At 61.9% G+C, this 23,649-nt stretch carries 18 protein-coding genes; 14 read left to right on the top strand and 4 right to left on the bottom strand.

The window, feature by feature from the left end; genetic code table 11:
* Window positions 1–132 precede the first annotated feature (132 nt).
* On the top strand, window positions 133–1,539 hold the full coding sequence (gltX, locus tag BUB04_RS12110) for a glutamate--tRNA ligase (RefSeq protein ID WP_073039852.1): 1,407 nt from the start codon (window positions 133–135) through the stop codon (window positions 1,537–1,539).
* Between the two features lie 579 nt (window positions 1,540–2,118).
* Window positions 2,119–4,356 carry a cache domain-containing protein gene (locus tag BUB04_RS12105; protein ID WP_073039850.1) on the top strand — a complete coding sequence of 746 codons (2,238 nt, stop codon included), beginning with the start codon at window positions 2,119–2,121 and terminating at the stop codon, window positions 4,354–4,356.
* Between the two features lie 70 nt (window positions 4,357–4,426).
* Here BUB04_RS12105 and mnmL read toward each other — a convergent pair whose 3' ends face one another.
* Window positions 4,427–5,335 (bottom strand): tRNA modification radical SAM protein MnmL/YtqA, encoded by a 909-nt coding sequence (mnmL, locus tag BUB04_RS12100; RefSeq protein ID WP_143156465.1) that lies wholly within the window; start codon window positions 5,333–5,335, stop codon window positions 4,427–4,429.
* A 107-nt stretch (window positions 5,336–5,442) separates the two neighbouring features.
* Between mnmL and mnmG the strand changes: the two genes are divergently transcribed.
* The 10 genes from mnmG to BUB04_RS12050 all read left to right on the top strand — a co-directional run bounded on the left by mnmG (window position 5,443) and on the right by BUB04_RS12050 (window position 17,396).
* Window positions 5,443–7,329, top strand: coding sequence for a tRNA uridine-5-carboxymethylaminomethyl(34) synthesis enzyme MnmG (gene mnmG / locus BUB04_RS12095; RefSeq protein WP_073039846.1), 1,887 nt, complete (start codon window positions 5,443–5,445; stop codon window positions 7,327–7,329).
* A gap of 197 nt (window positions 7,330–7,526) precedes the next feature.
* Window positions 7,527–8,324 (top strand): electron transfer flavoprotein subunit beta/FixA family protein, encoded by a 798-nt coding sequence (locus BUB04_RS12090; protein WP_073039844.1) that lies wholly within the window; start codon window positions 7,527–7,529, stop codon window positions 8,322–8,324.
* A 56-nt stretch (window positions 8,325–8,380) separates the two neighbouring features.
* Entirely contained in the window at window positions 8,381–9,367 is a 987-nt protein-coding gene (locus tag BUB04_RS12085) for an electron transfer flavoprotein subunit alpha/FixB family protein (protein WP_073039842.1), read from the top strand.
* A gap of 777 nt (window positions 9,368–10,144) precedes the next feature.
* Window positions 10,145–11,836 (top strand): long-chain-fatty-acid--CoA ligase, encoded by a 1,692-nt coding sequence (locus BUB04_RS12080; protein ID WP_073039840.1) that lies wholly within the window; start codon window positions 10,145–10,147, stop codon window positions 11,834–11,836.
* A 165-nt stretch (window positions 11,837–12,001) separates the two neighbouring features.
* Window positions 12,002–12,667 carry a J domain-containing protein gene (locus BUB04_RS12075; RefSeq protein WP_073039838.1) on the top strand — a complete coding sequence of 222 codons (666 nt, stop codon included), beginning with the start codon at window positions 12,002–12,004 and terminating at the stop codon, window positions 12,665–12,667.
* On the top strand, window positions 12,664–13,368 hold the full coding sequence (locus BUB04_RS12070; protein ID WP_178371979.1) for a DUF434 domain-containing protein: 705 nt from the start codon (window positions 12,664–12,666) through the stop codon (window positions 13,366–13,368). Before BUB04_RS12075 ends, BUB04_RS12070 begins: the two co-directional genes overlap by 4 nt.
* Before the next feature lie 99 nt (window positions 13,369–13,467).
* The gene (locus BUB04_RS12065) at window positions 13,468–14,808 is read left to right on the top strand and encodes a DUF1015 domain-containing protein (RefSeq protein ID WP_073039834.1); all 1,341 of its coding nucleotides are present in this window, start codon (window positions 13,468–13,470) and stop codon (window positions 14,806–14,808) included.
* 6 nt (window positions 14,809–14,814) lie between these two features.
* Complete coding sequence (locus tag BUB04_RS12060; RefSeq protein ID WP_073039832.1) at window positions 14,815–15,618, top strand: tRNA1(Val) (adenine(37)-N6)-methyltransferase; 804 nt, start codon at window positions 14,815–14,817, stop codon at window positions 15,616–15,618.
* A complete protein-coding gene (locus tag BUB04_RS12055) occupies window positions 15,596–16,387 on the top strand; it encodes an SDR family oxidoreductase (protein ID WP_073039830.1) in 792 nt (263 codons plus the stop codon). Before BUB04_RS12060 ends, BUB04_RS12055 begins: the two co-directional genes overlap by 23 nt.
* Window positions 16,388–16,400: 13 nt before the next feature.
* Complete coding sequence (locus tag BUB04_RS12050; RefSeq protein WP_073039828.1) at window positions 16,401–17,396, top strand: beta-ketoacyl-ACP synthase III; 996 nt, start codon at window positions 16,401–16,403, stop codon at window positions 17,394–17,396.
* A gap of 213 nt (window positions 17,397–17,609) precedes the next feature.
* On the opposite strand, the gene BUB04_RS12045 is transcribed toward BUB04_RS12050, so the two are convergent.
* The 3 genes from BUB04_RS12045 to BUB04_RS12035 form a co-directional block, all read right to left on the bottom strand.
* Window positions 17,610–18,509: a thiamine pyrophosphate-dependent enzyme gene (locus BUB04_RS12045; RefSeq protein ID WP_073039827.1), complete on the bottom strand. Its 900-nt coding sequence runs from the start codon at window positions 18,507–18,509 to the stop codon at window positions 17,610–17,612.
* Window positions 18,510–18,642: 133 nt separating this feature from the next.
* Window positions 18,643–19,851 carry a transketolase C-terminal domain-containing protein gene (locus tag BUB04_RS12040; RefSeq protein WP_073039825.1) on the bottom strand — a complete coding sequence of 403 codons (1,209 nt, stop codon included), beginning with the start codon at window positions 19,849–19,851 and terminating at the stop codon, window positions 18,643–18,645.
* A gap of 249 nt (window positions 19,852–20,100) precedes the next feature.
* The gene (locus tag BUB04_RS12035) at window positions 20,101–20,385 is read right to left on the bottom strand and encodes a PxxKW family cysteine-rich protein (RefSeq protein WP_073039875.1); all 285 of its coding nucleotides are present in this window, start codon (window positions 20,383–20,385) and stop codon (window positions 20,101–20,103) included.
* A gap of 212 nt (window positions 20,386–20,597) precedes the next feature.
* Here BUB04_RS12035 and pilB point away from each other — a divergent pair, with 212 nt between their 5' ends.
* Window positions 20,598–22,340, top strand: a complete 1,743-nt coding sequence (pilB, locus tag BUB04_RS12030) for a type IV-A pilus assembly ATPase PilB (RefSeq protein WP_245795185.1) — start codon at window positions 20,598–20,600, stop codon at window positions 22,338–22,340.
* A gap of 10 nt (window positions 22,341–22,350) precedes the next feature.
* Window positions 22,351–23,568, top strand: a complete 1,218-nt coding sequence (locus tag BUB04_RS12025) for a type II secretion system F family protein (RefSeq protein ID WP_073039823.1) — start codon at window positions 22,351–22,353, stop codon at window positions 23,566–23,568.
* Window positions 23,569–23,649 lie beyond the last annotated feature (81 nt).

Here is a 23,649-nt window from a genome sequence, read left to right as displayed (position 1 = left end):
TCAAGGTTTCCCACTCGGCGCTCCGTCGTCCGGGCTTCTTGAGATTCGGCCTGTGGTGTGTTATTCGTTTGCGTCTTTGACAGCGCCGCAAGCCCTCTATAATGTACCTAAATATAAAGGGAGTGGAAACAGATGGAACAGATCATCACCCGATTCGCCCCGAGCCCCACCGGGTACCTGCACATTGGAGGCGCCCGAACGGCTCTCTTCAATTGGCTGTTTGCCAGGCATCACGGCGGTAAATTCATATTACGCATCGAGGACACCGATCGCGAACGGTCCACCGAGGAGTCGGTGCGAGCCATTCTGGACGCCATGGAGTGGCTCGGCATGGACTGGGACGAGGGCCCCTATTACCAGACGGAACGGCTCGACGTCTACAGGGAGTACCTGCAGCGGCTCATCGACAAGGGGCTTGCTTACTACTGCGACTGTTCACCGGAGGATGTGGAGCGGCGCCGCCAGGAGGCCCTCAAGGCCGGCAGGAAGCCCAAGTACGACGGGCGCTGCCGGGATAAGGGACTGGGGCCCGGACCGGGGAGGGTGGTACGCTTTCGATGTCCTCAGGCCGGGACCACCGTGTTGAACGATTTGATCAAGGGCTCCATCGAGTTTGACAACGCCGAGCTGGACGACCTGGTCCTGCAGCGAAGCGACGGGTTTCCCACCTACAACTTCGCCGTCGTGGTGGATGATGTGTCCATGAGCGTAAATTACGTGATCCGTGGCGACGATCACGTGAACAACACCCCCCGGCAGATCCTCATCTATCAGGCCCTGGAGGCGCCTCTGCCGCGGTTTGCTCACGTGCCCATGATCCTGGGCCAGGACCGCACCCGGCTTTCCAAGAGGCACGGGGCCACTTCCGTCATGGCCTACAAGGAGCAGGGCTACCTTCCCGAAGCCTTGGTCAACTACCTGGTTCGCTTGGGTTGGTCCTACGGCGACCAGGAGATTTTCAGCCGGGAAGAGCTGATCGAGAAATTCGACCTGGATCGCGTGGGGGCATCGGCCAGCGTATTCGACCAGGAAAAGCTCCTGTGGCTGAACGCCCACTATATCAAGGAAAAACCGGCCGGGGAGATCGTCCGCCTCCTCAAGCCTTTCTTGACCGAACGGGGCTATCCGGACCACGGAGACGACTACCTGGAGCGAGCCGTGGCCACACTCCAGCCCAGGTGCCGGACTCTGCGGGAAATGGCCGACGCCGCCGCTTTCTATCTGGTGGAGGACGTGGAATACGATCCCAAGGCGGCGGAGAAATTCTTGACCCCGGAGCTGGCCGGGCCCCTGAAGAGGCTGATCGAGACGCTGAAGGGCCTGGAGCGGTTCGAAGAGGCGGAACTGGAAAAGGCTTTCCGCCGGATGGCCGAGGATCTGGGAGTGAAGCTCGGCAAGATCGCCCAGCCGGTCCGGGTGGCCCTTACAGGGGTGACGGCCAGCCCCGGTCTTTTTGAGATCATCGACATCTTGGGTAAGGAAACCGTGTTGCGGCGCCTGGAAAAGGCCCTTCGGTTTGCGGAAGCACGCTCTCAATAAGGCCGCGCCCGCAAGAACAGAACAAGGCCGCGTAGCATGGAAATTGGACGATTCTCTTTCCTGGTGAGGTCCTGCCGGGTGGGCATCCAGCCGCTCCTGCAAGGAGCATTGATCCCCTGGGGAGGGGCGGTTCGCGAACCGCCCCCACGGGAAAGAAGCGTGGCTCGTCGAAATTCCGGATGTTCCTTCAAGGCGGGGCCATGCCCCGCGGTGATCCAAGAGCTTGCCCGAAACGCCGGGGATGAACGCTTTTCTCGTAGCGCAGCCCTTTAGGGCTGCGGAAGAGTCCCCGGCAGGCCGTCGGGAACCTTCTGTTGCTTCATAAGGCGGGGACGGCCCTTTCCCGCGGGGCTGAAGCCCCGCGGCTACGAAGAAAACCGAAATGCCCCGGCGTTTTGATCCGGAGGGTCATTTCTAAGCAACTCCCAGGAATGGAAGGTAAATGGCAGATGGTCGTTCCCCGTTGGAGGCGGGTGCAGGTTTTGCGGGATTGACCGAGCTGCGGGTTTTCGAACAACCCCCGGGCTAAGGGCCTCCCGGGGGAACAGCCGGCCGGCAAAGGGAAGCGTGGGCGGTTCCATGAAGAGAGACCGGCGTTCATCCCGTTTTCTGGAACGACTGAAAGGCTTGCCGCTTCGATACCGCCTGATCGTCCCGTTCATCCTCCTGGCTCTTTTCGGAACCTCTTCCCTCGTTTGGATCTCCATCCTCAGCCAAAATACCTTGATCCGGCAGCAGGAGGAGCAGCGCCTGGACAGCCTGCTGCGCGCCTTTTTCCAGACGCTGGATTTGCGGGGCCGCTGGGCCGTGTCCCTGGCGTCGGGTTTCGCCAAAAATCCCGAGGTGGCCCGGGCTCTGGCGGAACGGGATCGCGCCCGGCTCCTCGCCCTTTGCTATGAACCGTATCTCTTCATGCACCGCCAACACGGCATCCAGCAGTTCCATTTCGAGGTCGTTCCCGGACGTTCCTTTCTTCGCCTGCATCGTCTTTATCAATATGGAGACGATTTGCGGTCGGCCCGCAAGCAGATCCAGGACGCGTTGAGCCAGGGAAAGGCCTTCTACGGCCTGGAAGAGGGAACCACCGGATATGGCATCCGCGGCGTCGTGCCCGTCTTGTGGAAGGGATCCATGGTGGGAACCGTAGAGATCGGCTTTGCGCTTTCCAACAAGATCCTCCAAGAGCTTCACCTGAGGCCCGATGAACGTGTCTCGCTGCTCATGCCCGCCGGATCGGATGACGACGCCCTTTCTTTCCGGTCCGTTGCCACCACCTTCGCTCAGTCCTTCGTGCGAACCGAGCCGGTGTATAGAACCGTGCTCGAAACGGGGCGCGACGTTCACATCCACCGGGAGATGGAGGGGCATCCCTACTGCCTTTTGATCAGCGTGGTCAACGACTATCAGGGGCGTCCCGCGGCCCTGGTGGAGGTGGGGGTGGATCGCTGGGAAACCGTCCGCCAGGCCACACGCTACAGGCAATGGATGATCGGGCTGGGGCTGGTGGGTATGGTGCTTTCCATCGGTGCCATCTACCTCATCAGCTTCCTTTTCACGCGGCCCATCGACCGGATGATCCAACTGGCAAGGGAGATCGGCGAGGGGCGAAAGGTTCGCCCCCTGGAAGTGAGACCATCGGGGGAGTTGGGAACCCTGGCCGATGCCCTGGATGACATGCTCCGGTCCCTGGAAATGTCCCGGGAGCAGATCAAGCTCTACGCCGCCACGCTGGAGGAGAAGGTTCAGGCCCGGACCCGGGAACTGAGGGAGTCGGAGGAAAAGTACCGGAGCCTGGTGGAGCGGGTGCCGCTGGTGGTCTATCGCGTGGATGTGCAGGGGCGCACGGTGTATGTGAACCACTTCGTGGAGGACCTTCTGGGTGTGAGCCCTTCCGAGGTTCTGGAGGATTCCTGGTTTTGGAAGGAGAAGGTGTGGCCGGAAGATCGGGAACGTATCTGGCCTCTCATGGACCGCTGCACGGAAGAGGGCCGGGAGTACCGGGAAGAATACCGGGTCCGCCATCGCGACGGCCGGCCCGTCCATGTCCTGGACCATGCCATTCCCGTGCTGGGCGACGACGGCCGGGTTCAGATGGTGGACGGATTCCTGGTGGATGTGAGCGAACGCTACCAGCTGCAGCAGCAGATCATCCAGACGGAGGAGCTGAAGACGCTCAGCGAAATTTCCGCCAGGCTGGCCCACGAGATCCGGAATCCCATCGCCGTGGCGGGAGGCTTTGCCCGACGCCTTCTCACCCGTTTGCCGGAAGGCGATGCCAACCGGCGCAAGGCCGAGATCATCTTCCAGGAGATCGTCCGCCTGGAGGGGATTTTGGAAAAGGTGCTGGCCTATCTCAAGCCGGTGGAGGTCGCCCTCCAAAGGAGCGACATCAACGCCCTCATCGAGGAAGTCCTCGGGGAATTGCGTTCCGCCTTTTATCAGAAGGCAATACGCGCCGGCGCTTCACTCCAGCCGGATCTCCCCCAGCTCATGATCGACCCGGCATGGATGAAAAAGTCCCTGGAAGTTCTGGTCACGGCCCTGGTGAGCTATTGTCCGGCCGAAGGCGGATCCCTGGAGGTCCACAGCCACGGTCTTCCCAACGCCGTGCTTGTGGAAATCAAGGCGTGCGGCCTGCATGTGTCCGATGACGATATCGACCACTTCTTCTATCCGTTCACCAGCCGCCTGGACGAAACGCGCCGGCTGGACCTTCCCCTGGCCAAGATGATCATCCACAAGCACAGGGGTCTGGTCCGCCTGCAGCGGACGGGGGAAAGAGAACTGCTCCTGACCATCACGCTCCCCGTGTGTTGATGCGAGAAAGAACCGCCAATGAACGCGAATGGACGCCGATGGGGTTCCTAATCTGCCGTAGCGCATCCTGTCAGCAGAACCTTCCCTGGTACAGCCCGTGATCTTCCATATATCGGTGGAGAGCCGCCAGGTTCTTTTGCTTTTCCAGGGCCCAGGAGGGCGCCACCAGCTCATCCCGGTGCGGGTCTCCCGTGACCCGTTGCACGATCACGTGGGGCGGGAGTCGGGAAAGAAAGGCGGCACAAGCCTCCACGTACTCTTCCCGGCTGAGGCAGCGGTATCTCCCCTGGGAATACCATTCGTGGAGTCTGGTGCCTCGGACCACGTAGAGCAGGTGGATCTTCACCCCCTGGATGTCCAGGCGGGCCAGAAAGTCGGCCGTTTCCAGCATGTCCTCCAGCGTTTCCCCCGGAAGCCCCAGGATGACGTGGACGCAGACAGGGAGCCCACGGCTTCGGCTTCTTTCCACGGCGTTGCAAAACTGGGCCACGCTGTGGCCCCTTCCGATGATCTCCAGGGTCTTGTCGTGGGCGGACTGAAGGCCGTATTCCAGCCAGACCAAATGGTGTCGACTCAACTCCCGCAAGTGGTCCAGGACCGGATCGGGGATGCAGTCGGGACGGGTACCGATGGTGAGTCCTACCACGTCGGGGTCCGACAGGGCCTGGCCGTAGAGGTCCCGGAGCTTGGGGAGGGGCGCGTAGGTGTTGGTGAAGGATTGGAAATAGGCGAGAAATTTCCTGGCCTTGTAGCGCGCGGCAAGATAAGATTTCGCGCTCCGGATCTGCTCGGCGATGGGGACGCCTCGGGCGGAGGCTCCCGTGCCGGATCCCCTGGCGTTGCAGTAGATGCATCCCCGGGTTCCCAGCGTGCCGTCGCGGTTGGGGCAGGTGAGTCCCGCGTCGATGGTGATCTTATGCACCCGGCAGCCAAACAGGCCCCGGAGATAGGAACTGTAGTCCCTGTAGGGTTTCTGCATGGATTCCATTTCCTTGTGAATCGTCATCACTCCGGCCGCCCCTTTCCGCCGGAACGACGGGGAGCGGTCCCGGGGCATTCTTATCGCATATCGAGGAACGAGCCAAGATGAACGGACCCTATGATGTGATCGTGATCGGAGCGGGGCATGCGGGCTGCGAAGCGGCTCTGGCGGCCGCCCGCATGGGATGTGGGACCCTGCTCCTGAGCATCTATCTGGACACCGTGGCCCACATGCCCTGTTCTCCTTCCGTGGGAGGGATCGGCAAGGGGCACCTGGTGAAGGAGATCGACGCACTGGGCGGCATGATGGCCCGCATTACGGACCGGACCGCCATCCAGTTCCGCCGCCTGAACACCAAGAAGGGGCCCGCGGTTCGAGGCACCCGGACCCAGAACGACAAGGTTCGGTACCGAACCCTGATGAAGCACGTCTTGGAGAGGGAGGCGAATCTGGAGGTCAAACAGGCCCTGGTGGAACGCCTGGTGGTGGAAGGCGGCCGGGTGCGTGGCGTCGTGGATCAGCTGGGGGTCTTCCACGAGGCCGCCGCCGTGGTGCTGGCCACCGGAACCTTCCTGCACGGCCTGATCCATATCGGCCGGACCCGAATCCCGGCCGGCCGGGCGGGGGAATTCCCCTCCATCGCCCTGGCCGACCAACTGCAGCAGCTCGGGTTCCAGCTGGGGCGCATGAAGACCGGAACCCCGGCGCGGATTGCCCGGAGATCCATCGATTTTTCCCAATTCCAGAAGCAGGAGGGCGACCCGGACCCCCGACCGTTTTCGCTCTTTACGGACCGCATCGAGCTTCCCCAGGTCTCGTGCTACGTGGGGCGGACCCACCCGCGGACCCATGAGGTGGTTCGCCGCCACATCCACCTGTCCCCCCTCTATAACGGGACCATCCAGGGGGTGTCGGCCCGCTACTGCCCGTCGCTGGAAGACAAGGTCATGAAGTTTCCTCACAAGGAGGAACACCAGATCATCCTGGAGCCCGAAGGGCTGGATACGGAAGAGATCTACGCCAGCGGGACGGGCAATTCCCTGCCCTACGAAATCCAAATGGACCTGATCCATTCCATCCCGGGATTGGAGGAGGCCCAGGTGATGCGGCCGGCCTATGCCATTGAGTACGACTACGTTCAGCCCACCCAGCTCAAGCCCACCCTGGAGACCAAACGCGTGGAAGGGCTTTACCTGGCCGGGCAGATCAACGGAACGTCCGGCTACGAAGAAGCGGCCGCCCAGGGGCTCTGGGCGGGGATCAACGCGGCGCTGAAGGTCCAGGGAAGGCCCCCCTTCGTGTTGGACCGGTCCGAGGCCTACATGGCCGTGATGGTGGATGATCTGGTGACCCGCGGAACCAACGAGCCCTACCGGATCTTCACCTCCAGGGCCGAATACCGGCTGCTCCTTCGGGAAGACAATGCCGACCTGCGCCTGCTGGAAAAGGGATTCGAATTGGGACTCCATTCCCGGGACGCCTACAAGGAACTGAAGGAAAAGCGGGCCGCCATCCGCGCCGAACTGGAACGGCTCAAGGCCACGCGCCTTCGCCCCGACGAGGCGGTCAACGCATATCTGGCAGGGCGAGGATCCGCTCCCCTGGAAGAAGCGGTCACGCTGGATCGACTGCTGAAACGGCCGGAGCTCACCTACGAGGACATCGCGCACCTGGCTCCGCCGCCGTCGCCCCTGTCCCACCGGGTCCGGGAACAGGTGGAGATTGAGTGCAAGTACGAGGGCTACCTCCGCCGGCAGAGCCAGGAGGCGGAAAAGTTCAAGAACCTGGAAAGCACCAGGATTCCGGAGGGGTTTTCCTACGAGGAGGTGCCGGGGCTTTCCAACGAAGTGCGCCAGAAGCTCTCGGCCGTGCGCCCCGTGTCTTTGGGGCAGGCGTCCCGGATTCCGGGGATCACCCCGGCGGCGCTGTCCATTTTGTTAGTGTATCTGAAACGTTGGAGGGAAGGGGGGAGTTGGGTCCAATCTGAATGAACTATCATTCATTTTTTTCTTGGCTTTTCTTTTCCTCTTCGTGTATGTAGGGTGCTGCCCGTGGAAAAGCACCAGTCCCGGACGGGTTCCCAGCACGAGTTTTTTCCGTAGGATGCCCATTTTATGAGGTGGCCGGAAGCCCTCTCCACAGGAACATCGCTCTGGCCTGAGGTGAAAAGGGGAAAGGAGGACATGCCGTGAACATTGTAGTCTTGCTCAAGCAAACGCCCGACACGGAATCAGTCATTCGCATCGCCAACGACGGACAATCCATTGTGACGGACGATCTCAAGTGGATCATCAACCCGTACGATGAGTTTGCCGTGGAAGCGGCTCTGCGCCTCAAGGAAAAGCACGGCGGAACGGTCACCATCGTCAGTTGCGGCCCGCAGCGCGTGGTGGAATCCATCCGGACGGCCATGGCCATGGGGGCCGACAAGGGGGTTTTGATCGACGACCCGGCCCTGGAAGGCGCCGACAGCCTGGGTGTGGCTCGTGCGCTGGCGGCGGCGGTCAAGGAATTGGAACCGGAGATCGTGTTGTGCGGCTCCCGAGCCGTGGATTACGACCAGGCGCAGCGCGGCCCCATGGTGGCGGAATTGCTGGAATGGCCTCATCTGGGCCTGGCCATCTCCCTGGAATGTGATGGATCCACGGTGACCATCGAACGTCCCATCGAGGGCGGCAAGGTGACCCTGGAAGCCGACCTGCCGGCCCTGGTGACCATGGGCGGTTCCCATGCGGTCTGGAATCCCCGCTATGCTTCCCTGCCCGGTATCATGAAGGCCAAGAAGAAACCTCTGGAAGTGAAGACCCTGGCCGATCTGGGCCTGGATCCCGCGGAATGCGGCGCCGAAGCCGCCAAGATCCGCATTGTCTCCCTGGAAATGCCCCCGGAACGCCAAGCCGGCCGGATCATCGACGACGGGCTGGACACGGAGGGCAAGGCGGCGGAACTGGTCCGGGCCCTGCACGAGGAAGCTAAGGTCATCTAATCGCGTGCCTTTTGCGGACGGGATCCGAAGAAGCACAAAGAACAAGGAGAGTGAAAATGGCCGATTGCGTCTTTGTTGTTGCCGAATTCCGCGGCGGGGATTTCCGCCGAGTGTCCTATGAAGTGGCCAGCGAGGGCCGAAAGATCGCCGATGCCTTGGGAGTGAGCCTGTACGGCATCGCCGTGGGCTCGGGTGTGACCGAAAAGGCGGCCCAACTGGGCTTCTACGGGGTGGACAAGGTCTTCGTGGCCGATGACCCGGCCCTGGAAAGCTACGTGGCGGAGACCTACGTGCCCGTCATCGCTTCCATCATTGAACAGGCCGATCCGGCGGCCGTGCTGCTCCCGGCGTCCGTGGACGGAAAGGACCTGAGCGCCCGCCTGGCGGCCCGCCTGGAAGCCGGCCTGGCGCAGGACTGCACGGAAGTGGTGGTGGAAGACGGAGCGCTCAAGGCCAAGCGGCCCATCTTCGCCGGCAAGTGCCTGGCCTGGTGCGAATGGGCGGAAGGGGCGTTGCCCATGATTTCGTGCCGTCCCAATGTGATGGACTGCCGCGATGCGGACGCCACCCGGCAGGCCGAAGTGGAAACGGTGCCCGTGGAGATTCCCGAGGCCAGATCCCGGGCCACCGGCGTGGACCTGGATACGTCCGGCAAAGTGGAGCTGACCGAGGCGGAAATCATCGTTTCCGGCGGTCGCGGCATGAAGGCGGCGGAAAATTTCGCTATTCTGGAGGAACTGGCCAAGGAACTGGGAGCGGCGGTGGGTGCGTCCCGCGCCGCGGTGGATGCCGGCTGGCGCCCCCATTCGGACCAGGTGGGCCAGACGGGCAAGGTGGTGAACCCCAACCTCTACATCGCCGTGGGCATTTCCGGGGCCATCCAGCACCTGGCCGGCATGGGATCTTCCAAGTACATCGTGGCCGTGAACAAGGATCCGGAAGCGCCCATCTTCACCAAGGCCGACTACGGCGTGGTGGAGGATCTCTTCAAGTTTGTCCCGGCCTTCACGGAAGAGGTCCGGAAGATGAAGAGCACCTGCTGAGAGCGGCCTGTTGCTGAAGGCCGCCCTCGTTCTCGATGAGGAGCTTGTTTGAAAGCGGGTTTCCTTTGGCCGCTGGCAGGAGGTTCGTATTCTGCCGGTTCCGTGGGACTTCCGTCCCGCGGAACCGGGTCTCTCGGGCCCATGAACTCCATCACGGGAATCCGTGACACGTTTCATTCCCAAACGAACACGCTCCTGCTTCCGACAGATTCGAGCCTAAACTGAGCGATTTTTTCTTCGAGTGTCTCTTGCACCGCGTGATTAGCGGGCGGGGATAAACCCCACCCCTACCCAAGGGGTCCGTGCCTTTTTGCAGGGGCGGGATTTACGCCCGCCCTTCAGGACCTGCCCATGAGAAAGAACCGTGCTCTCGGGTTGTTGCGCTGCCAGCATGATTTCGAAACAACATTTGCAGGAGGGGCGCAAGCCGCGATGAGGGTGGGCGGCCATTCAAGAGCCGCGCGGTCACGCAAAGAAAATCGCGCCTTCTGGCGCTCCCACAAAAGGCCCTTGCGCCGCCCCACTCTTTCATCCATGTGGGATGGCGCAAGGGGCGTCATGACTGTTAGGTAGAGAACACCGCGGATGCCTCCAAGCGATAACTGAAGTACCGTCTCATCCCGCTCCCACTCCCGCTCTTCCCGCCGGTGTTGCCCCATCCTTTTTCGCTTTACGTCGCTTTAAGTCTGGTTTTCTATATGTCGAGGGGTTGCGTGGTTCGCAACGAGGAGAAGGTGACAGAATCAACGCCTATGGAGCATGGCAAAGGAGGGAAGGATGGATCGCCCGTGGTACCGCCACTATCACCCCAAGGTTCCCCGCCAACTGGACTATCCGGATAAGCCGCTTCCGGTTCTTCTGGAACAGACCGTCGCCAAGTATCCCGGCAACGTGGCCACCTACTTCATGGGTGCCAAATTGACCTACAAGGCCCTCTGGGACCAGATCCTCCGCATGGCTTCCGCTCTGAGCGAGCTGGGCGTGAAAAAGGGGGACCGGGTGGCCATCATGCTTCCCAACTGCCCGCAGACGGTGGTGGCCTACTACGCCACCTTACATGTGGGCGCCGTGGCGGTGATGACCAATCCCATGTACGTGGAACGGGAGATGGAGCATCAATGGAACGACGCCGGAGCGGAGGTGGTGATCACCCTGGATCACCTCTACCCGAAGGTGGACAAGGCCGCGGCGGCCACCCGGGTGCGCAAGATCGTGGTGACCAGCCTGAGGGAATGCCTGCCGTTCCCGCTCAAGTGGCTCTATCCCCTCAAGGCCCGCAAGGATAAGCTCTTTACCGCGGTGCCCTACGACGACCGCCGGGTCTACAACTTCACCCGGATCCTTCGGGCGAGCGCCCCGTCCACCAGCCCTTGCCCGGCCACCCTGGAAGATCTGGCCCTGCTGCAGTACACCGGGGGTACCACGGGGGTCTCCAAGGGCGTGATGCTGACCCATGCCAATATCCTGGCCAACGTGATTCAGATCTGCGGCTGGCTTCCCGATCTGCAGTGGGGGAAGGAACGCGTGCTGGGCATTCTGCCCTTCTTTCACGTGTTCGGGATGACGGTGGCCATGAACCAACCCCTCTACAGCGGGGCCACCCTCATTCTGTTGCCCCGCTTCGAAATCGAAAGCCTGCTCAAGACGCTCCACAAGACCAAGCCCACGCTGTTTCCCGGCGTCCCCACCATCTACGTGGCCATCGTGAACCACCCCAAGATCAAGGAATACGATCTGTCTTCCATCCGCTACTGCGTCACGGGTTCGGCGCCCATGCCGGTGGAGATCCTCAAGAAATTTGAGGAGATCACGGGCGGGGTGATCATCGAGGGCTATGGTCTTTCGGAAGCGAGCCCGGTGACCCATGTGAATCCCATCGGCGGCCTGCGCAAGACGGGATCCATCGGAGTCCCGGTGTCCGATACGGACTGTCGCATCATCAGCCTGGAAGACGGCGTGAGCGAAGTGCCCATGGGCGAAGTGGGGGAACTGACGGTCAAGGGACCCCAGGTCATGCCGGGCTACTGGAACATGCCCGAGGAGACGGCCCAGACGCTCAGGGATGGATGGCTCTATACGGGCGACATCGCCAAGATGGACGAGGACGGCTTCGTCTTCATCGTGGACCGCAAGAAGGACATGATCATCGCGGGCGGCTACAACATCTATCCCCGGGAGATCGACGAGGTGCTCTACGCCCATCCCAAGGTCCTGGACGCGGTCACCGTGGGGGTTCCCGATCCGTACCGCGGGGAGACGGTGAAGGCGTTCGTGGTGCCCAAACCTGGCGAGACGGTGACCCCGGAGGAGATCATCGCGTTTTGCAAGTCGAAGCTGGCCGCCTACAAGGTTCCCAAGGCGGTGGAGATTCGCGAGTCTCTGCCCAAGACCATGGTGGGCAAGATCTTGCGAAAGGAATTGCGCGAAGAGGAGCTGAAAAAGTACCAGCAGTCCAAGGCTTCGTCCTGACGGCGTGGGGCTTTTTCGCGGGGTTTCTAGTCGTTCTCGAGCCGCGCTATAATAACAATACAAATCCATGACACCCCTTTTCTCGGGCGAGAGAAGGGGTGACGATTTTTGGACGCCCGGAAAAACGGGTGGTCGGCAGCACAAGTCAGAGACGAGGTGGCACGGATGGGACACAAGGATTATTACCGCATCCTCGGGGTCCCTCGGAGCGCCTCCGGTGAGGATATACGGCGGGCCTATCGTCGGCTTGCCCGCGAGCACCATCCGGACAGGAACGAGGGAAGCCCGGAATCGGAAGAACGACTGAAGGAAATCAACGAAGCCTACCGGGTGCTGGGAGATCCAGACCGCAAGAAGGACTACGACCGGTCCGTGGGCCGCAGCGTTCCCGTTCGCGTGGAAAGGGCGGAGGATGTTCCTTCCCGTGGAGCGGATCGGAAAGGGGTGGTCCGTCGGTCCGTCGACCCGTTCGACATCCTTTTCGAGATGCTGGGAGGGCGCTCCGCCGGCAGGGAGCAAGGGAACCGTCCGTGGGAGATTTCCCTTGGAAGAACCGTACCGGGAAAGCGTTCGGCGGGCAGGAAGGGGCCCCCCGTCGTGGTCGAGCTGGCACTCACGGAACGGGAAAGGCGGGAAGGCGTCGAAAGAGAGATCCGCTACCGGATCGGCGGACGTATGGAAAGGCTCATGATCAGAATTCCCCCCGGCCTACCGGTGGGTGGTACGATACGGATGGCCGGCCGCGGTGAGGATTCCCCTTGGGGCGGCCCGCCGGGGGATCTGGTCCTGGTGGTTGCCGATGCGGAGTCCGCACCTGAGAGGTGCCCGTGAACGAAGATTTTCGGGTCATCTATGAGGCGGCCGAGGATCTTTTTGCGCTCTTGAACAGGGGTTATCCCAGATCCTCGGCGATCACCTGGGTGGGAAACCGCTACGATCTGCCCCGGGCCGGCCGTGAACTCCTCGGCCGGGGCGTCTTTTCCCAGGAAGCCGCGCTTCGGCGCCGGGCCAAGAAGGTCCGGGGCGCCACATGGAGAAGCCGCCGGCTGGCGGTCGACGGCCACAACGTCCACATCACCGTGGAAAGCGCCCTGCTGGGCCGCCCTCTTGTGGCGGCCAACGACGGGGCCCTGCGCGATATCGCCGCGGTGTCCGCCCGTTTTCGCCCCGGGCCTGCGACGCAAAGGGCCGTGGAGGTCATCTGCCGAACCCTGCGGGATTTTCCGCCCCGCGAGATCGCCTTCTATTTCGATTCCCCCATGAGCCGCAGCGGCGAATTGGCCGGCATGTACGAAAGGCGACTCCAGGAAATGGGCTTGAACGGCTCGGCGCGGGCGGTGCCCGTACCGGAAAGGCACCTTTGTGGCCGGGATTGCGTGGCGGCATCCAGCGACCGCGCCGTCCTCGACGGCTGCGAGGCCTGGTTGGACCTGGGACGATGGGTGATCGACTACCATGGCCTCGCCTCTCCCGCCTTCGACTTTTCTCACCTGATCCACGGCCGCCACGGTCCTTTCTTGCCTCCGCCCTGAGCCTATGGTAGGGAGTCCCCTACCAATGCGGAAAACCTTATTCGACGAATATTAAACAAGTTTTGCTGTCGCGAATCCGTGTGAAAGGATGTTGCCTCCATGGCCGTTATCGCTCCATTTCGCGCGCTGCGCTACAATACCCGGCTCATTGCGGACCTGGGACAGGTGGTCATCCCGCCCTACGACGTGATCGGCGTCGAGGAACAGAAGCGTTTTCACCAGAAGCATCCCTTCAACATGATTCGGCTCGATTTGGGGGAGACCCTTCCTGGGGACGACGAGCACGAGAACGCCCATTCCCGGGCCGCCGCCTACCTGAAGGAATGGCTGGCCCAAGGGGTGTTGATCCGGGAAGCCGATCCGTGCATCTATCCCCACGAACTCGACTATGAGGTCTCGGGAGAGCGGAGAACCCGGAAGGGTTTTTTCGCCCTTCTGAGGCTGGAAGAGTTGTGCGGTGGCTGCGTCCGACCCCACGAGAAGACCTTCCAGGGGGTGAAGGACGAACGTCTCCGGCTCATGAAGGCCTGTAGCGCCCAGTTGAGTCCCATCTTTGCCCTTTACGCCGATCCGGAGGGGAGTCTGGATGAGATCACGGGCTCCGAGGCCCATCGTGTTCCGTGTGCTTCCTTTTCGGATCACAACGGCATGGGCCATCGGCTTTACAGGATCTCGGATGCCGACCGGGTTCGCCGGATAAAGGATTTCCTGGCCGACAAGGACATCTTCATCGCCGACGGACACCATCGCTACGAAACCGCCCTGACCTATAGGGACTGGATGAGGGCCCGTCACCCGGAGGCCCCTACCGATGCGTCCTTCCATTATGTACTGGTCTACCTCTCCTCCATGGACGACCCGGGGCTGACCATCCTGCCCACCCATCGGCTTCTTCCCCATGTGGACCCGGCGCTGGGAACGCGCCTGCTGGACAACCCGGCTCCCTACTTCCGGGTGGAGGCCTTCGATGGGACCGATGCGGGCGTGGAGCGCTGGCGCGGGGCCTTGGAGGATGCGGGCGCGCGACGGGAAACGGCCGTGGGCCTGGCCATACGCGGCCACGATCGCTTCTATCTCCTGCGCGGAAGGAAACAGGCGCTCCGGGATTTCCTGGCTCGGAAGGGATTTCCGGAGGTGCTTTGGGATCTGGACGTGATGGCGGTGGATCATGTCCTCCTTCGGGGCCTTCTGGGCCTGGACGAAGGATACCTGCACGATGCCGGCAACATCCGCTTCAGCCACGATGTGCAGGCTGCCCTGCAGGACGTGGCGGACGGCCGGGTGTCCCTGGCCTTCTTCCTCAATCCCACCCGCATCGACCAGGTCCGGGATGTGGCTAGTTCGGGAAACACCATGCCCCACAAAGCCACCTATTTCCACCCCAAGGTGATCAGCGGTCTGCTGATTCATCCCATCGACCCCGGCGAGGCCGTGGGGTGAGGTGCCATGGAACCGGACAAGGGATGGACCCGGGACAGCCTGTTCGACGGAAGGCTGATCCTGTGCCAGCCCCGGGAGGGCTACCGCTTTTCCATCGACGCCGTCCTCCTGGCGGGGCTGACTTCCGCACAGCCGCAGGAACGGGTTCTCGACCTGGGAACCGGCTGCGGCGTGGTGCTGCTCATCCTGGCGGTCCAGGGGAAGGGGTGCGCCTGGGAGGGCGTGGAGGTGCAGTCGGATCTGGCGGAACTTGCCAAGGCGAACGCGGAGCTCAACGGCCTAAAAGGGAAGGTGGTGATTCACCCCATGGACGTGCGTCACGTGCCGACCGCGTTCCCCGGGGGAACCTTCGATCTGGTGGTATCCAATCCCCCATACCGGAGGGCGCGTTCCGGGCGCGTCAACCCGAACCGTCAAAAGGCGGTCGCCCGTCATGAAGTGCTGGGAAAACTGGACGATTTCTGCCGCGGGGCTTCTCATGCGTTGCGGGACGGGGGCCGCCTGGCGATCATCTACCCGGCCGCACGGCTGGATGATCTGGTGGCGGCCGTGGTCCGGCACGGTTTTCGCCCGAAGAAGCTCACCATGATCCATTCCTGCGAGGGGGAACCGGCGCGCCTCGTCCACATGGAGTGCCGAAAGGGGGGCGGGCCGGAAGTGCTCGTGACGCCCCCGTTCTACATCTACGATTCGAAGGGCGGCTACACGGAGCAGATGGAGCGTCTGTACCGGTGGCCGCCGCAAGAGGAAACGGGTTTGAACCCCCTAGAGAAAAAGGAGCGCGTCTATGGACTTGGGACTCAAGGGTAAGGTGGCTTTTGTGGCCGGGGCCAGCCAGGGCCTGGGCAAGGCCGTTGCCATGGAGCTTTGCCGCGAAGGCGCCCGGGTGGCCATCTGCGGCCTGGACGATCCGGAGCTGCCCAAGGCGGTGGAGGAGATCCGTAAAGCCACGGGAGCCGAGGTCATCGGAGTTCCGGCGGACGTGACCGATTCTGACCAGGCCAAGGGGTTTGTCCGCAAGGGCCTGGAACACTTCGGTACGGTGGACATCCTGGTGAACAACGCCGGCGGGCCGCCCTCGCGCACCTTCCTGGAGGTGGATGACGATATGTGGTATTTCGGCATCCGCCTGAACCTCATGAGCACCATCCTGATGACCCGCGAAGCGGTGCCCGTCATGATGGAAAAGAAATGGGGGCGGATCATCAACATGACCTCCATCTCCGTCAAGCAGCCCATCGACGGCCTGATCTTGTCCAACACCGTACGGTCCGGCGTGGTGGGGCTGGCCAAGACGCTCTCCAACGAACTGGCTCCCTACAACATCACGGTGAACAACGTCTGCCCCGGCTACACCATGACGGAGCGGGTGCGGAGCCTGGCCGTGGCCACGGCTGAGAAGGAAGGAACCACGCCCGAGCAGATCATCGCCCGCTGGCAGTCCACGATTCCCATGGGGCGCCTGGGAACCCCCGAAGAATTCGCCGCCCTGGTCACCTTCCTGGCGTCCGAAAGGGCGGGTTACATCACGGGAGCCAGCATCCAGATAGACGGCGGCTGGTACAAGGGCGTCATGTGAAAGGAAGATCGAGATGAGACCACGACGAGCCAGAATCCGTTCCGTGGGGCGCTTTCTCCCGGAACGGAGGCTGACAAACCGGGATTTGGAAAAGATGGTGGACACGTCCGACGAATGGATCATGACCCGGACGGGAATCCGCGAACGGCGCATCCTGGACCCTGGGCTGGGCTGTTCCTATATGGCCATCCGGGCCGCCCGGGAGTGCCTGGACCGGGCCGGGGTCGAAGCCTCGGAAGTGGACGCCATCATCGTCGGGACGGTGACTCCGGACATGTTCTTCCCGTCCACCGCTTGCCTGGTGCAGAAGGGCATCGGGGCGGACAGGGCCTGGGGATTCGATCTCTCCGCGGGATGCTCCGGATTCGTCTTTTCGCTCACCACCGGCGTGCAGATGATCGAGTCCGGGCGCTACGACAAGGTCCTTGTGATCGGCGCGGATGTGATGAGCAGCATCATCGACTACACGGACCGGAACACCTGCGTGTTGTTCGGAGACGCCGCGGGGGCCGTGCTCCTGGAGCCCTGCGAAGAGGAGGGGTACGGGGTTCTGGACTTCATTCAGCGGGTGGACGGTGCCGGCGAGCCCTACCTGCACATGAAGGCGGGAGGGAGTCGCAAGCCGGCCAGTCACGAGACGGTGGAGGCCCGGGAACACTTCGTCTATCAGGAGGGCAAACGCGTCTTCAAGTTCGCCGTGACGGAAATGGCCGATGTTTCCGTAAAGATCTTGGAAAGAAACGGCCTGGAGGGAAAGGATGTGAAGCTTTTCATCCCCCACCAGGCGAACCTTCGGATCATCGAGGCCTGCGCTCAACGTATGGGAATGGAGATGGACCGTGTGGTGGTCAATATCGAGCGCTACGCCAACACCACGGGAGCCACCATTCCGCTGTGCCTCTATGAGGCGGTGGTGGAAAAAAACGCGCTGGAAAAGGGCGATTATCTGGTGATGTCGGCCTTCGGAGCGGGATTCACGTGGGGGAGTGTTCTGGTCCGCTGGATCTGACGGTGCTGTGTCGAACCGGGAATAATGCCTCCGTGAGGAAGGCCGGGACGGCGCTCGACAAGGCAAGAAGTGGGGAATCAGGGAGCTGTAGGGGCGAAGGATATTTCGCCCCTACAGCTCATGTGACCCTCAGAGTGCCATCGTGGTGTTCGAGGGCTTTTGTTTGAGGTACCCGGCACGGAGAGCCGGGGCCGATGGCCCAGCGCAGGAGATTCAAAGACCCGCCCGCTCCAGGAGCTGTTCCCAGCGCCGATCCACCCACTCTTGGAAGGCTTCCACCTGCTCCGGTGTCATCTTCTTGAACCGGGCCTGCCCCTCCAGGTACTCACTCACCGGGCGCTTTCTGCCCGTCTTGGCCATGTTCAGGCTCTTTCCCGTCAGCCGGAACCGGCCTTCTTCCACCTCGTAGAGAACCACTACGGCCGTTTCCACCGCCAGTCGCCCCATCTTCACGGTGTGGCGTGTGGGAAATCCCCAGCCGGCCGGGCAGGGCACCGCCAGATGGATGAATCGGGTGCCGCGGATGTCCTTGGCCTTAACGAACTTGTTGTAAAGATCCGCCGGGTACGAAGAGCACGTGGTGGCCAGATAGGCCGGATGGTGCGCCTCCATGATCTGGATGAAGTCCTTTTTGGGCTGTTCCTTGGGCCGCACCGGCGTGGTGGTGGTGACGGCGCCGGCCGGGGTGGCGCTGGATCGCTGAACCCCGGTGTTCATGTAGGCCTCGTTGTCGTAGCAGACGTAGATGAAATTGGTCTGGCGCTCGGCGGCGCCGCTGAGAGCTTGGATGCCCATGTCGAACGTGCCCCCGTCGCCGGCCATGGCGAGAACGGTGTAGTCTTCCCGGCCGGTGACCTTGAGGCCCGCCACGAGCCCGGAGGCGGAAGCGGCCGTGCTGCCGAAGGTGTTGTTCACGGAATTGATGGCCACCGGCGTCTTGGGATACATGCCGTGCAAGATGGTCAGGCAGCACGCCGGCAGGGTGACCACGGTCTTGGGGCCAAGCGCCTTCAGGATGTGGCGGTAGGCGATGGGCAGGCCGCAGCCGGCGCAAGTCCTCGTTCCGGGAAGGATGTATTCTCTATCGGGAAGGTCCATGATTGCCGTTGCCATGCGTCCATCCTTTTAAAATTTCGGCGGGTGCGACTTCCTTACACCTGAATAAGTGCCTTCTTTCTTAAGCCATCCCCTTGTTGGTTGCCGCCGGATCTGGAACAGCGCGGCCGGTCTTTCCGGGACCGTTCCGTCAGATCTCGTTGGAGAGCCAGATGGGGCTTTCGGGAACCTCTCCGGGGCCCGAAAAGGACAAGGCCCTGCGAGCCGCTTCGCACACGTCCGCGGGTTTCACGTCCTTGCCTCCCAGGCCGAGGATGAAGTTGACCGCCAGGGGCTGGGCCCCGTTGAGTCCGTAGAGGGCGGCTTTGACTTCCGAGGCCAGAGCTCCTTCGTGGCCGTAGCTCACGGCCTTTTCCAGAACCGCCATGATCTGCACGCCGGCCAACGCCTCCCTCAAGGCCCTCCTGGGAAACGGGCGAAAGATCCGGATTCCAACGACACCGGCGGGAATGCCTTCTTCGCGGAGCATGTCCACGGCTTCCGTGGCTTCACTGGCGAGAGATCCCATGGCGACGAAGACCAGCCGCGCATCTTCCGTTCGGTACCGGTAGAGGGGATCATCGTAGCTCCGCCCGAAGTGCTCCCCGAAGATCCGGCCCTCTTCCAGGAGGACGTCCAATGCGGATTCCAGGGCCTCCTGGAGCCGCCGCCTGAAGCCCATGTACCCGGGGCAGGGTCGGCCGTCCGCTCCCGGCAGCGGGTCCGTCAGCACCACCGGGTTGATATTCACCGGATTTTCGGGATCCAGAAGATAGGGGGGCTCAAACGGAGGGAGATAGGCGTCCACCTTCTCTTGGTCGGGGATCTCCACGGGCATCATGGTGTGGGACAACCGAAAGCCGTCGAAACAGACCATGACCGGCACCAGGACGCGTTCGGCCACCTTGTAGGCCAGGATGATCTGGTCCAGGACCTCCTGGTTGTTCATGCAGTAGAGCTGGATCCAGCCCGTATCGCGCTGGCTGATGGTGTCCTGCATGTCGTTCAGGATGGTCCAGGGAGCCCCCAGGCCACGGTTGGTCACGGGCATCACGATGGGCACCCGGGCTCCGGCCGCCCAGTGGAGCTGTTCATGCATGTAGGCCAACCCGTTGGCCGCCGTGGCCGTAAAGGCGCGGGCCCCTACCAGGGAGGCCGAGATGCACACACCCATGGCGCTGTGCTCGCTTTCCACCCGTACGAACTCGGCGTCCAGCTCGCCCCGTTCCACGTATTCCGAAAGCACTTCCGGAATCTTGGACTGGGGGGTGATGGGATAGGCCGCCACCACCTGGACCCGACACATCTTGGCGGCCAGGGCCGCCGTCTCGTTGCCTGTCAAGATCTTCGTCCGTGCCACGATGTCCGCTGTCCTTTCCGTTTCCGTGAGGCGTAAAACCGTGTTTGAGATGGACAAACCGCTGCCGAGGAAGCGTTTTACTCACATATCGACGAAGGCCCCTGAAGTCAATGGATTTGGGCGTTCCATCGGGGATGGATGGCGGGGGAGGGAGGCTTGAGGTCAAAAAAAAGTGAGAGCTTCCTCGCGGTGGGTTCCAGGAGGGGGGCTCTCACCTTGTGGCGCGTCGACCAAAAGCCAAATATGTCGCTATTTGCGCTTCGTGGCTCGCTTGGATGCCTTCAGCGGGTTGATCTTCGCCTGAGCGGTTGTGACCGGAGCCTTCACATGCGTTGCGAAGTTGCAGTGCCCCGTTTTCCACTTGATGCTCGGATTGGGATAGCTCATGCAAAAGCGACCTGCGGGAAACTCCACGATCCGCGCGCAACCTTCGCACTGCTCCACCACCTGGTGGCATTGACCCCCATTGTACCCACATCCGGACTTCGTCATGAAGGCGCAGTCGGCACCCGCCTTCAGCGTTTGGCAAACCATGATGACCACCTCCCATTTCTTTCTAGGTTCTCCAGTGAAAATCGCGGTAATACTACTCACGAAAAAGCCCATGTCAAGCGGTTTAAAACCTTGTTCGACGAAAAAAACCTCGTAAAGAGACTAAAGTTTTCCGGGATTTTGGCGATTCTCTTAAAGGGAGTTGCAATACCCCGAGCGGTGATGATGCCATTTGCCCTCTAAACGGATGCTCTATGACGACCATGAAGGAAACGGCGAGGGAACGCACCACGTCTTTGCGCAACAAGATCGGACAGTTGCTGGTGGATGGCGGTCTCATTCGGCCGGAGGATCTGGAATCGGCCCTCCAGGAGCAGAGCCGCAACGGCGAACGGCTGGGGGCCATTTTGATCCGGCAGGGTCTGATCGATGAAAGGATCCTTGCGGAATTTCTGGCCAAGCAATTCCGGGTCCCGGTGGTCAATCCCGCCGCGAAGCACATACCCAAGAAGGTCCTGGAGCTGGTTCCTCCCCAGGTGATCCACAAGTACCAGGTGGTGCCGCTGGGGTTGGTGGGCAACACCCTTCACCTGGCCACTTCCGATCCCGGAAATCTTTTCGTGATCGACGACGTTCGCTTCATCACCCAGAAAAACGTCCGGGTGCATGTGGCGCCGGAGGGTCTGATCCGACAGACCATCGAGCATCTCAACGCCGGCTCCCAGGAAAGCCTGGAAGAAGTCATGGGCATGATCCGGGAGGAGGCCGACGATGTGGATCTGGTTGAATCCTCGGATGAAATCGACCTGGGCAACCTGGAAAATGCCGCCGGAGAGGCCCCGGTGGTCAAACTGGTCAACCTGATCTTGTTGGACGCCATCCGCAAGAAGGCCAGTGATATTCATGTGGAATGTTACGAGAAAAAGATGCGGGTGCGCTACCGCATCGACGGGGTGCTCTACGAAGTGATGCACCCGCCTTTTCAGTTGCGAAACGCCATTATTTCAAGGCTCAAGATCATGAGCCGCCTGGATATCGCGGAAAGACGCCTTCCCCAGGACGGGCGCATCAAGCTGAAGGCCAAGGGCGGGGAGATGGAGTTTCGCGTTTCCGTCCTGCCCACCCTTTTCGGCGAGAAGGTGGTGCTGCGTCTTCTGGACAAGTCCAACCTCCAGCTGGACATGACCAAGCTGGGTTTCGAGCCCAAGCAATTGGACGCCTTCCGGGAGGCCATCTACCGGCCTTACGGCATGGTGCTGGTCACCGGGCCCACGGGAAGCGGCAAGACCACCACGCTCTACAGCGCGCTTTCGGAACTGAACAAGATCAGCCACAACATCTCCACGGCGGAAGACCCCGTGGAGTTCAGCCTTCCGGGCATCAACCAGGTGCAGGTCCATGAAGCCATCGGCCTCAACTTCGCTGCGGCGCTCCGGTCGTTCCTGCGCCAGGATCCGGACATCATCATGGTGGGCGAGATCCGCGATTTCGAAACGGCGGAGGTGGCCATCAAGGCCGCTCTCACGGGCCATTTGGTGCTGAGCACCCTGCACACCAACGACGCCCCCAGCACGGTCAACCGGCTGCTCAACATGGGCGTGGAACCGTTCCTGGTGGCTTCCGCCGTCAACCTGGTCCTGGCCCAGCGCCTGGCCCGAAAGGTGTGTCCGGAGTGCAAAGTGGAGGAGGAAATCCCGCCGGAGGCCCTCCTGGAGCTGGGGGTGAATGAAGAGGACGTGGGAACCTTCAAATGCTACCGGGGGCGGGGCTGCATGGCCTGCAGCAACACGGGCTACCGGGGCCGAATCGCCCTCTACGAGGTGATGACCATGACCGATGCCATCCGGGAGCTGGTTCTCGTGGGAGCGTCCGCGTCGGAGATCAAGGCGGAAGCCATGCGGGAGGGGATGCTGACCCTGCGCCAGAGCGGCATCAACAAACTCAAGGAAGGCATTACCTCCGTGGAAGAGGTCATTCGCGCAACCGTCAAGGACTAGGGAGAAGCTCATGCCCGAATTCATCTGGAAAGGCGTCAACCGAAAAGGGCTGAAGGTGAAGGGGGAGCTGGAGGCGGACAACATCACCATCGCCCGCCAGATCCTGGAACGCCAAGGGGTCACCCTCAAATCCCTCAAACCGAAGCCCAAGGACCTGCTGGAATACATCCCGGCGCTGCAGGAAAAGGTCGGGGAAAAGGATTTGGTCCTCTTCACCCGCCAGTTTTCCACCATGATCGATGCCGGTCTTCCCATCATTCAATGTCTGGAGATCCTGCGGGACCAGACGGAAAACAAGGCCTTCCGGAAGGTCTTGAAAGAAATCAAAAAAGATGTGGAAGAGGGGGCCACCTTCTCGGAGTCCTTGAGGAAACACCCCAAGGTCTTCGACCAGCTGTTCGTCAACCTGGTGGCCGCCGGCGAAGCGGGCGGCATCCTGGACGTGACGCTGACCCGCCTGGCCGCCTACTTGGAAAAGGTGGCGGCCCTGAAAAAGAAGGTCAAGGGGGCCATGACCTATCCGGCGATCGTCGTCTCCATCGCCGTCATCGTCATCGCCGTCATCCTTATTTACGTCATACCCGTCTTCGCCGGTCTGTTCCGGGATGCCGGTGCGGCGCTTCCGACCATGACCCAGGTGGTGATCAACATGAGCGACTTTACGAAGAGTTACTTCCATTGGATGATCCTCGGCGGAATCCTCCTAGCCGTCCTTTTCTCCCGATTCCGAAAGACCAAGAGGGGGCGTGACCTCACGGATCGCCTGGCGCTCCGGATTCCCGTCTTCGGCCTTTTGCTGAAAAAGGTGGCTCTGGCCCGTGTCACGCGAACCCTCGGAACCATGCTGGGTAGCGGTGTGCCCATCCTGGAGAGCATGGAGCTGGTGGCGGCCACGGCGGGCAACACGGTCATCGAGCGCGCCATCCGGGACGCTCAGAAGGCGGTGTCGGAAGGAAAGACGCTGGCAGAACCCCTGCAGGACTCCGGCATCTTCCCGCCCATGGTGATCCACATGGTGTCCGTGGGCGAGGCCACCGGAGCCCTGGACGCCATGCTGGCCAAGGTGGCGGACTTCTACGACGAGGAAGTGGATGCCACCGTGGAGGCCCTCACGTCCCTTCTGGAACCCATGCTCATCGTCTTTTTGGGCGTGACCATCGGCGGGTTGCTGGTGGCCATGTACATGCCCATCTTCCAACTGGCCGACGTGGTGTCCCGGGGGTCCTGAGCGCGGTCGGTCCCGTTTCCCGACGATCACGGCACTCCATCCGCCGCCGCAGGCACCATGAAAAAGAGGATCTTCCGGAAA

The sequence above is a fragment of the Desulfacinum infernum DSM 9756 genome, from assembly GCF_900129305.1.
GTDB lineage: Bacteria > Desulfobacterota > Syntrophobacteria > Syntrophobacterales > DSM-9756 > Desulfacinum > Desulfacinum infernum.
This window is presented reverse-complemented; position numbering and strand designations above follow the sequence as displayed.

Coding starts and splice junctions, on each gene's coding strand:
- gltX (WP_073039852.1), top strand. CDS start 133: ATGGAACAGATCATCACCCGATTCGCCCCGAGCCCCACCGGGTACCTG.
- BUB04_RS12105 (WP_073039850.1), top strand. CDS start 2,119: ATGAAGAGAGACCGGCGTTCATCCCGTTTTCTGGAACGACTGAAAGGC.
- mnmL (WP_143156465.1), bottom strand. CDS start 5,335: ATGCAGAAACCCTACAGGGACTACAGTTCCTATCTCCGGGGCCTGTTT.
- mnmG (WP_073039846.1), top strand. CDS start 5,443: ATGAACGGACCCTATGATGTGATCGTGATCGGAGCGGGGCATGCGGGC.
- BUB04_RS12085 (WP_073039842.1), top strand. CDS start 8,381: ATGGCCGATTGCGTCTTTGTTGTTGCCGAATTCCGCGGCGGGGATTTC.
- BUB04_RS12080 (WP_073039840.1), top strand. CDS start 10,145: ATGGATCGCCCGTGGTACCGCCACTATCACCCCAAGGTTCCCCGCCAA.
- BUB04_RS12075 (WP_073039838.1), top strand. CDS start 12,002: ATGGGACACAAGGATTATTACCGCATCCTCGGGGTCCCTCGGAGCGCC.
- BUB04_RS12065 (WP_073039834.1), top strand. CDS start 13,468: ATGGCCGTTATCGCTCCATTTCGCGCGCTGCGCTACAATACCCGGCTC.
- BUB04_RS12060 (WP_073039832.1), top strand. CDS start 14,815: ATGGAACCGGACAAGGGATGGACCCGGGACAGCCTGTTCGACGGAAGG.
- BUB04_RS12055 (WP_073039830.1), top strand. CDS start 15,596: ATGGACTTGGGACTCAAGGGTAAGGTGGCTTTTGTGGCCGGGGCCAGC.
- BUB04_RS12050 (WP_073039828.1), top strand. CDS start 16,401: ATGAGACCACGACGAGCCAGAATCCGTTCCGTGGGGCGCTTTCTCCCG.
- BUB04_RS12045 (WP_073039827.1), bottom strand. CDS start 18,509: ATGGCAACGGCAATCATGGACCTTCCCGATAGAGAATACATCCTTCCC.
- BUB04_RS12035 (WP_073039875.1), bottom strand. CDS start 20,385: ATGGTTTGCCAAACGCTGAAGGCGGGTGCCGACTGCGCCTTCATGACG.
- pilB (WP_245795185.1), top strand. CDS start 20,598: ATGACGACCATGAAGGAAACGGCGAGGGAACGCACCACGTCTTTGCGC.
- BUB04_RS12025 (WP_073039823.1), top strand. CDS start 22,351: ATGCCCGAATTCATCTGGAAAGGCGTCAACCGAAAAGGGCTGAAGGTG.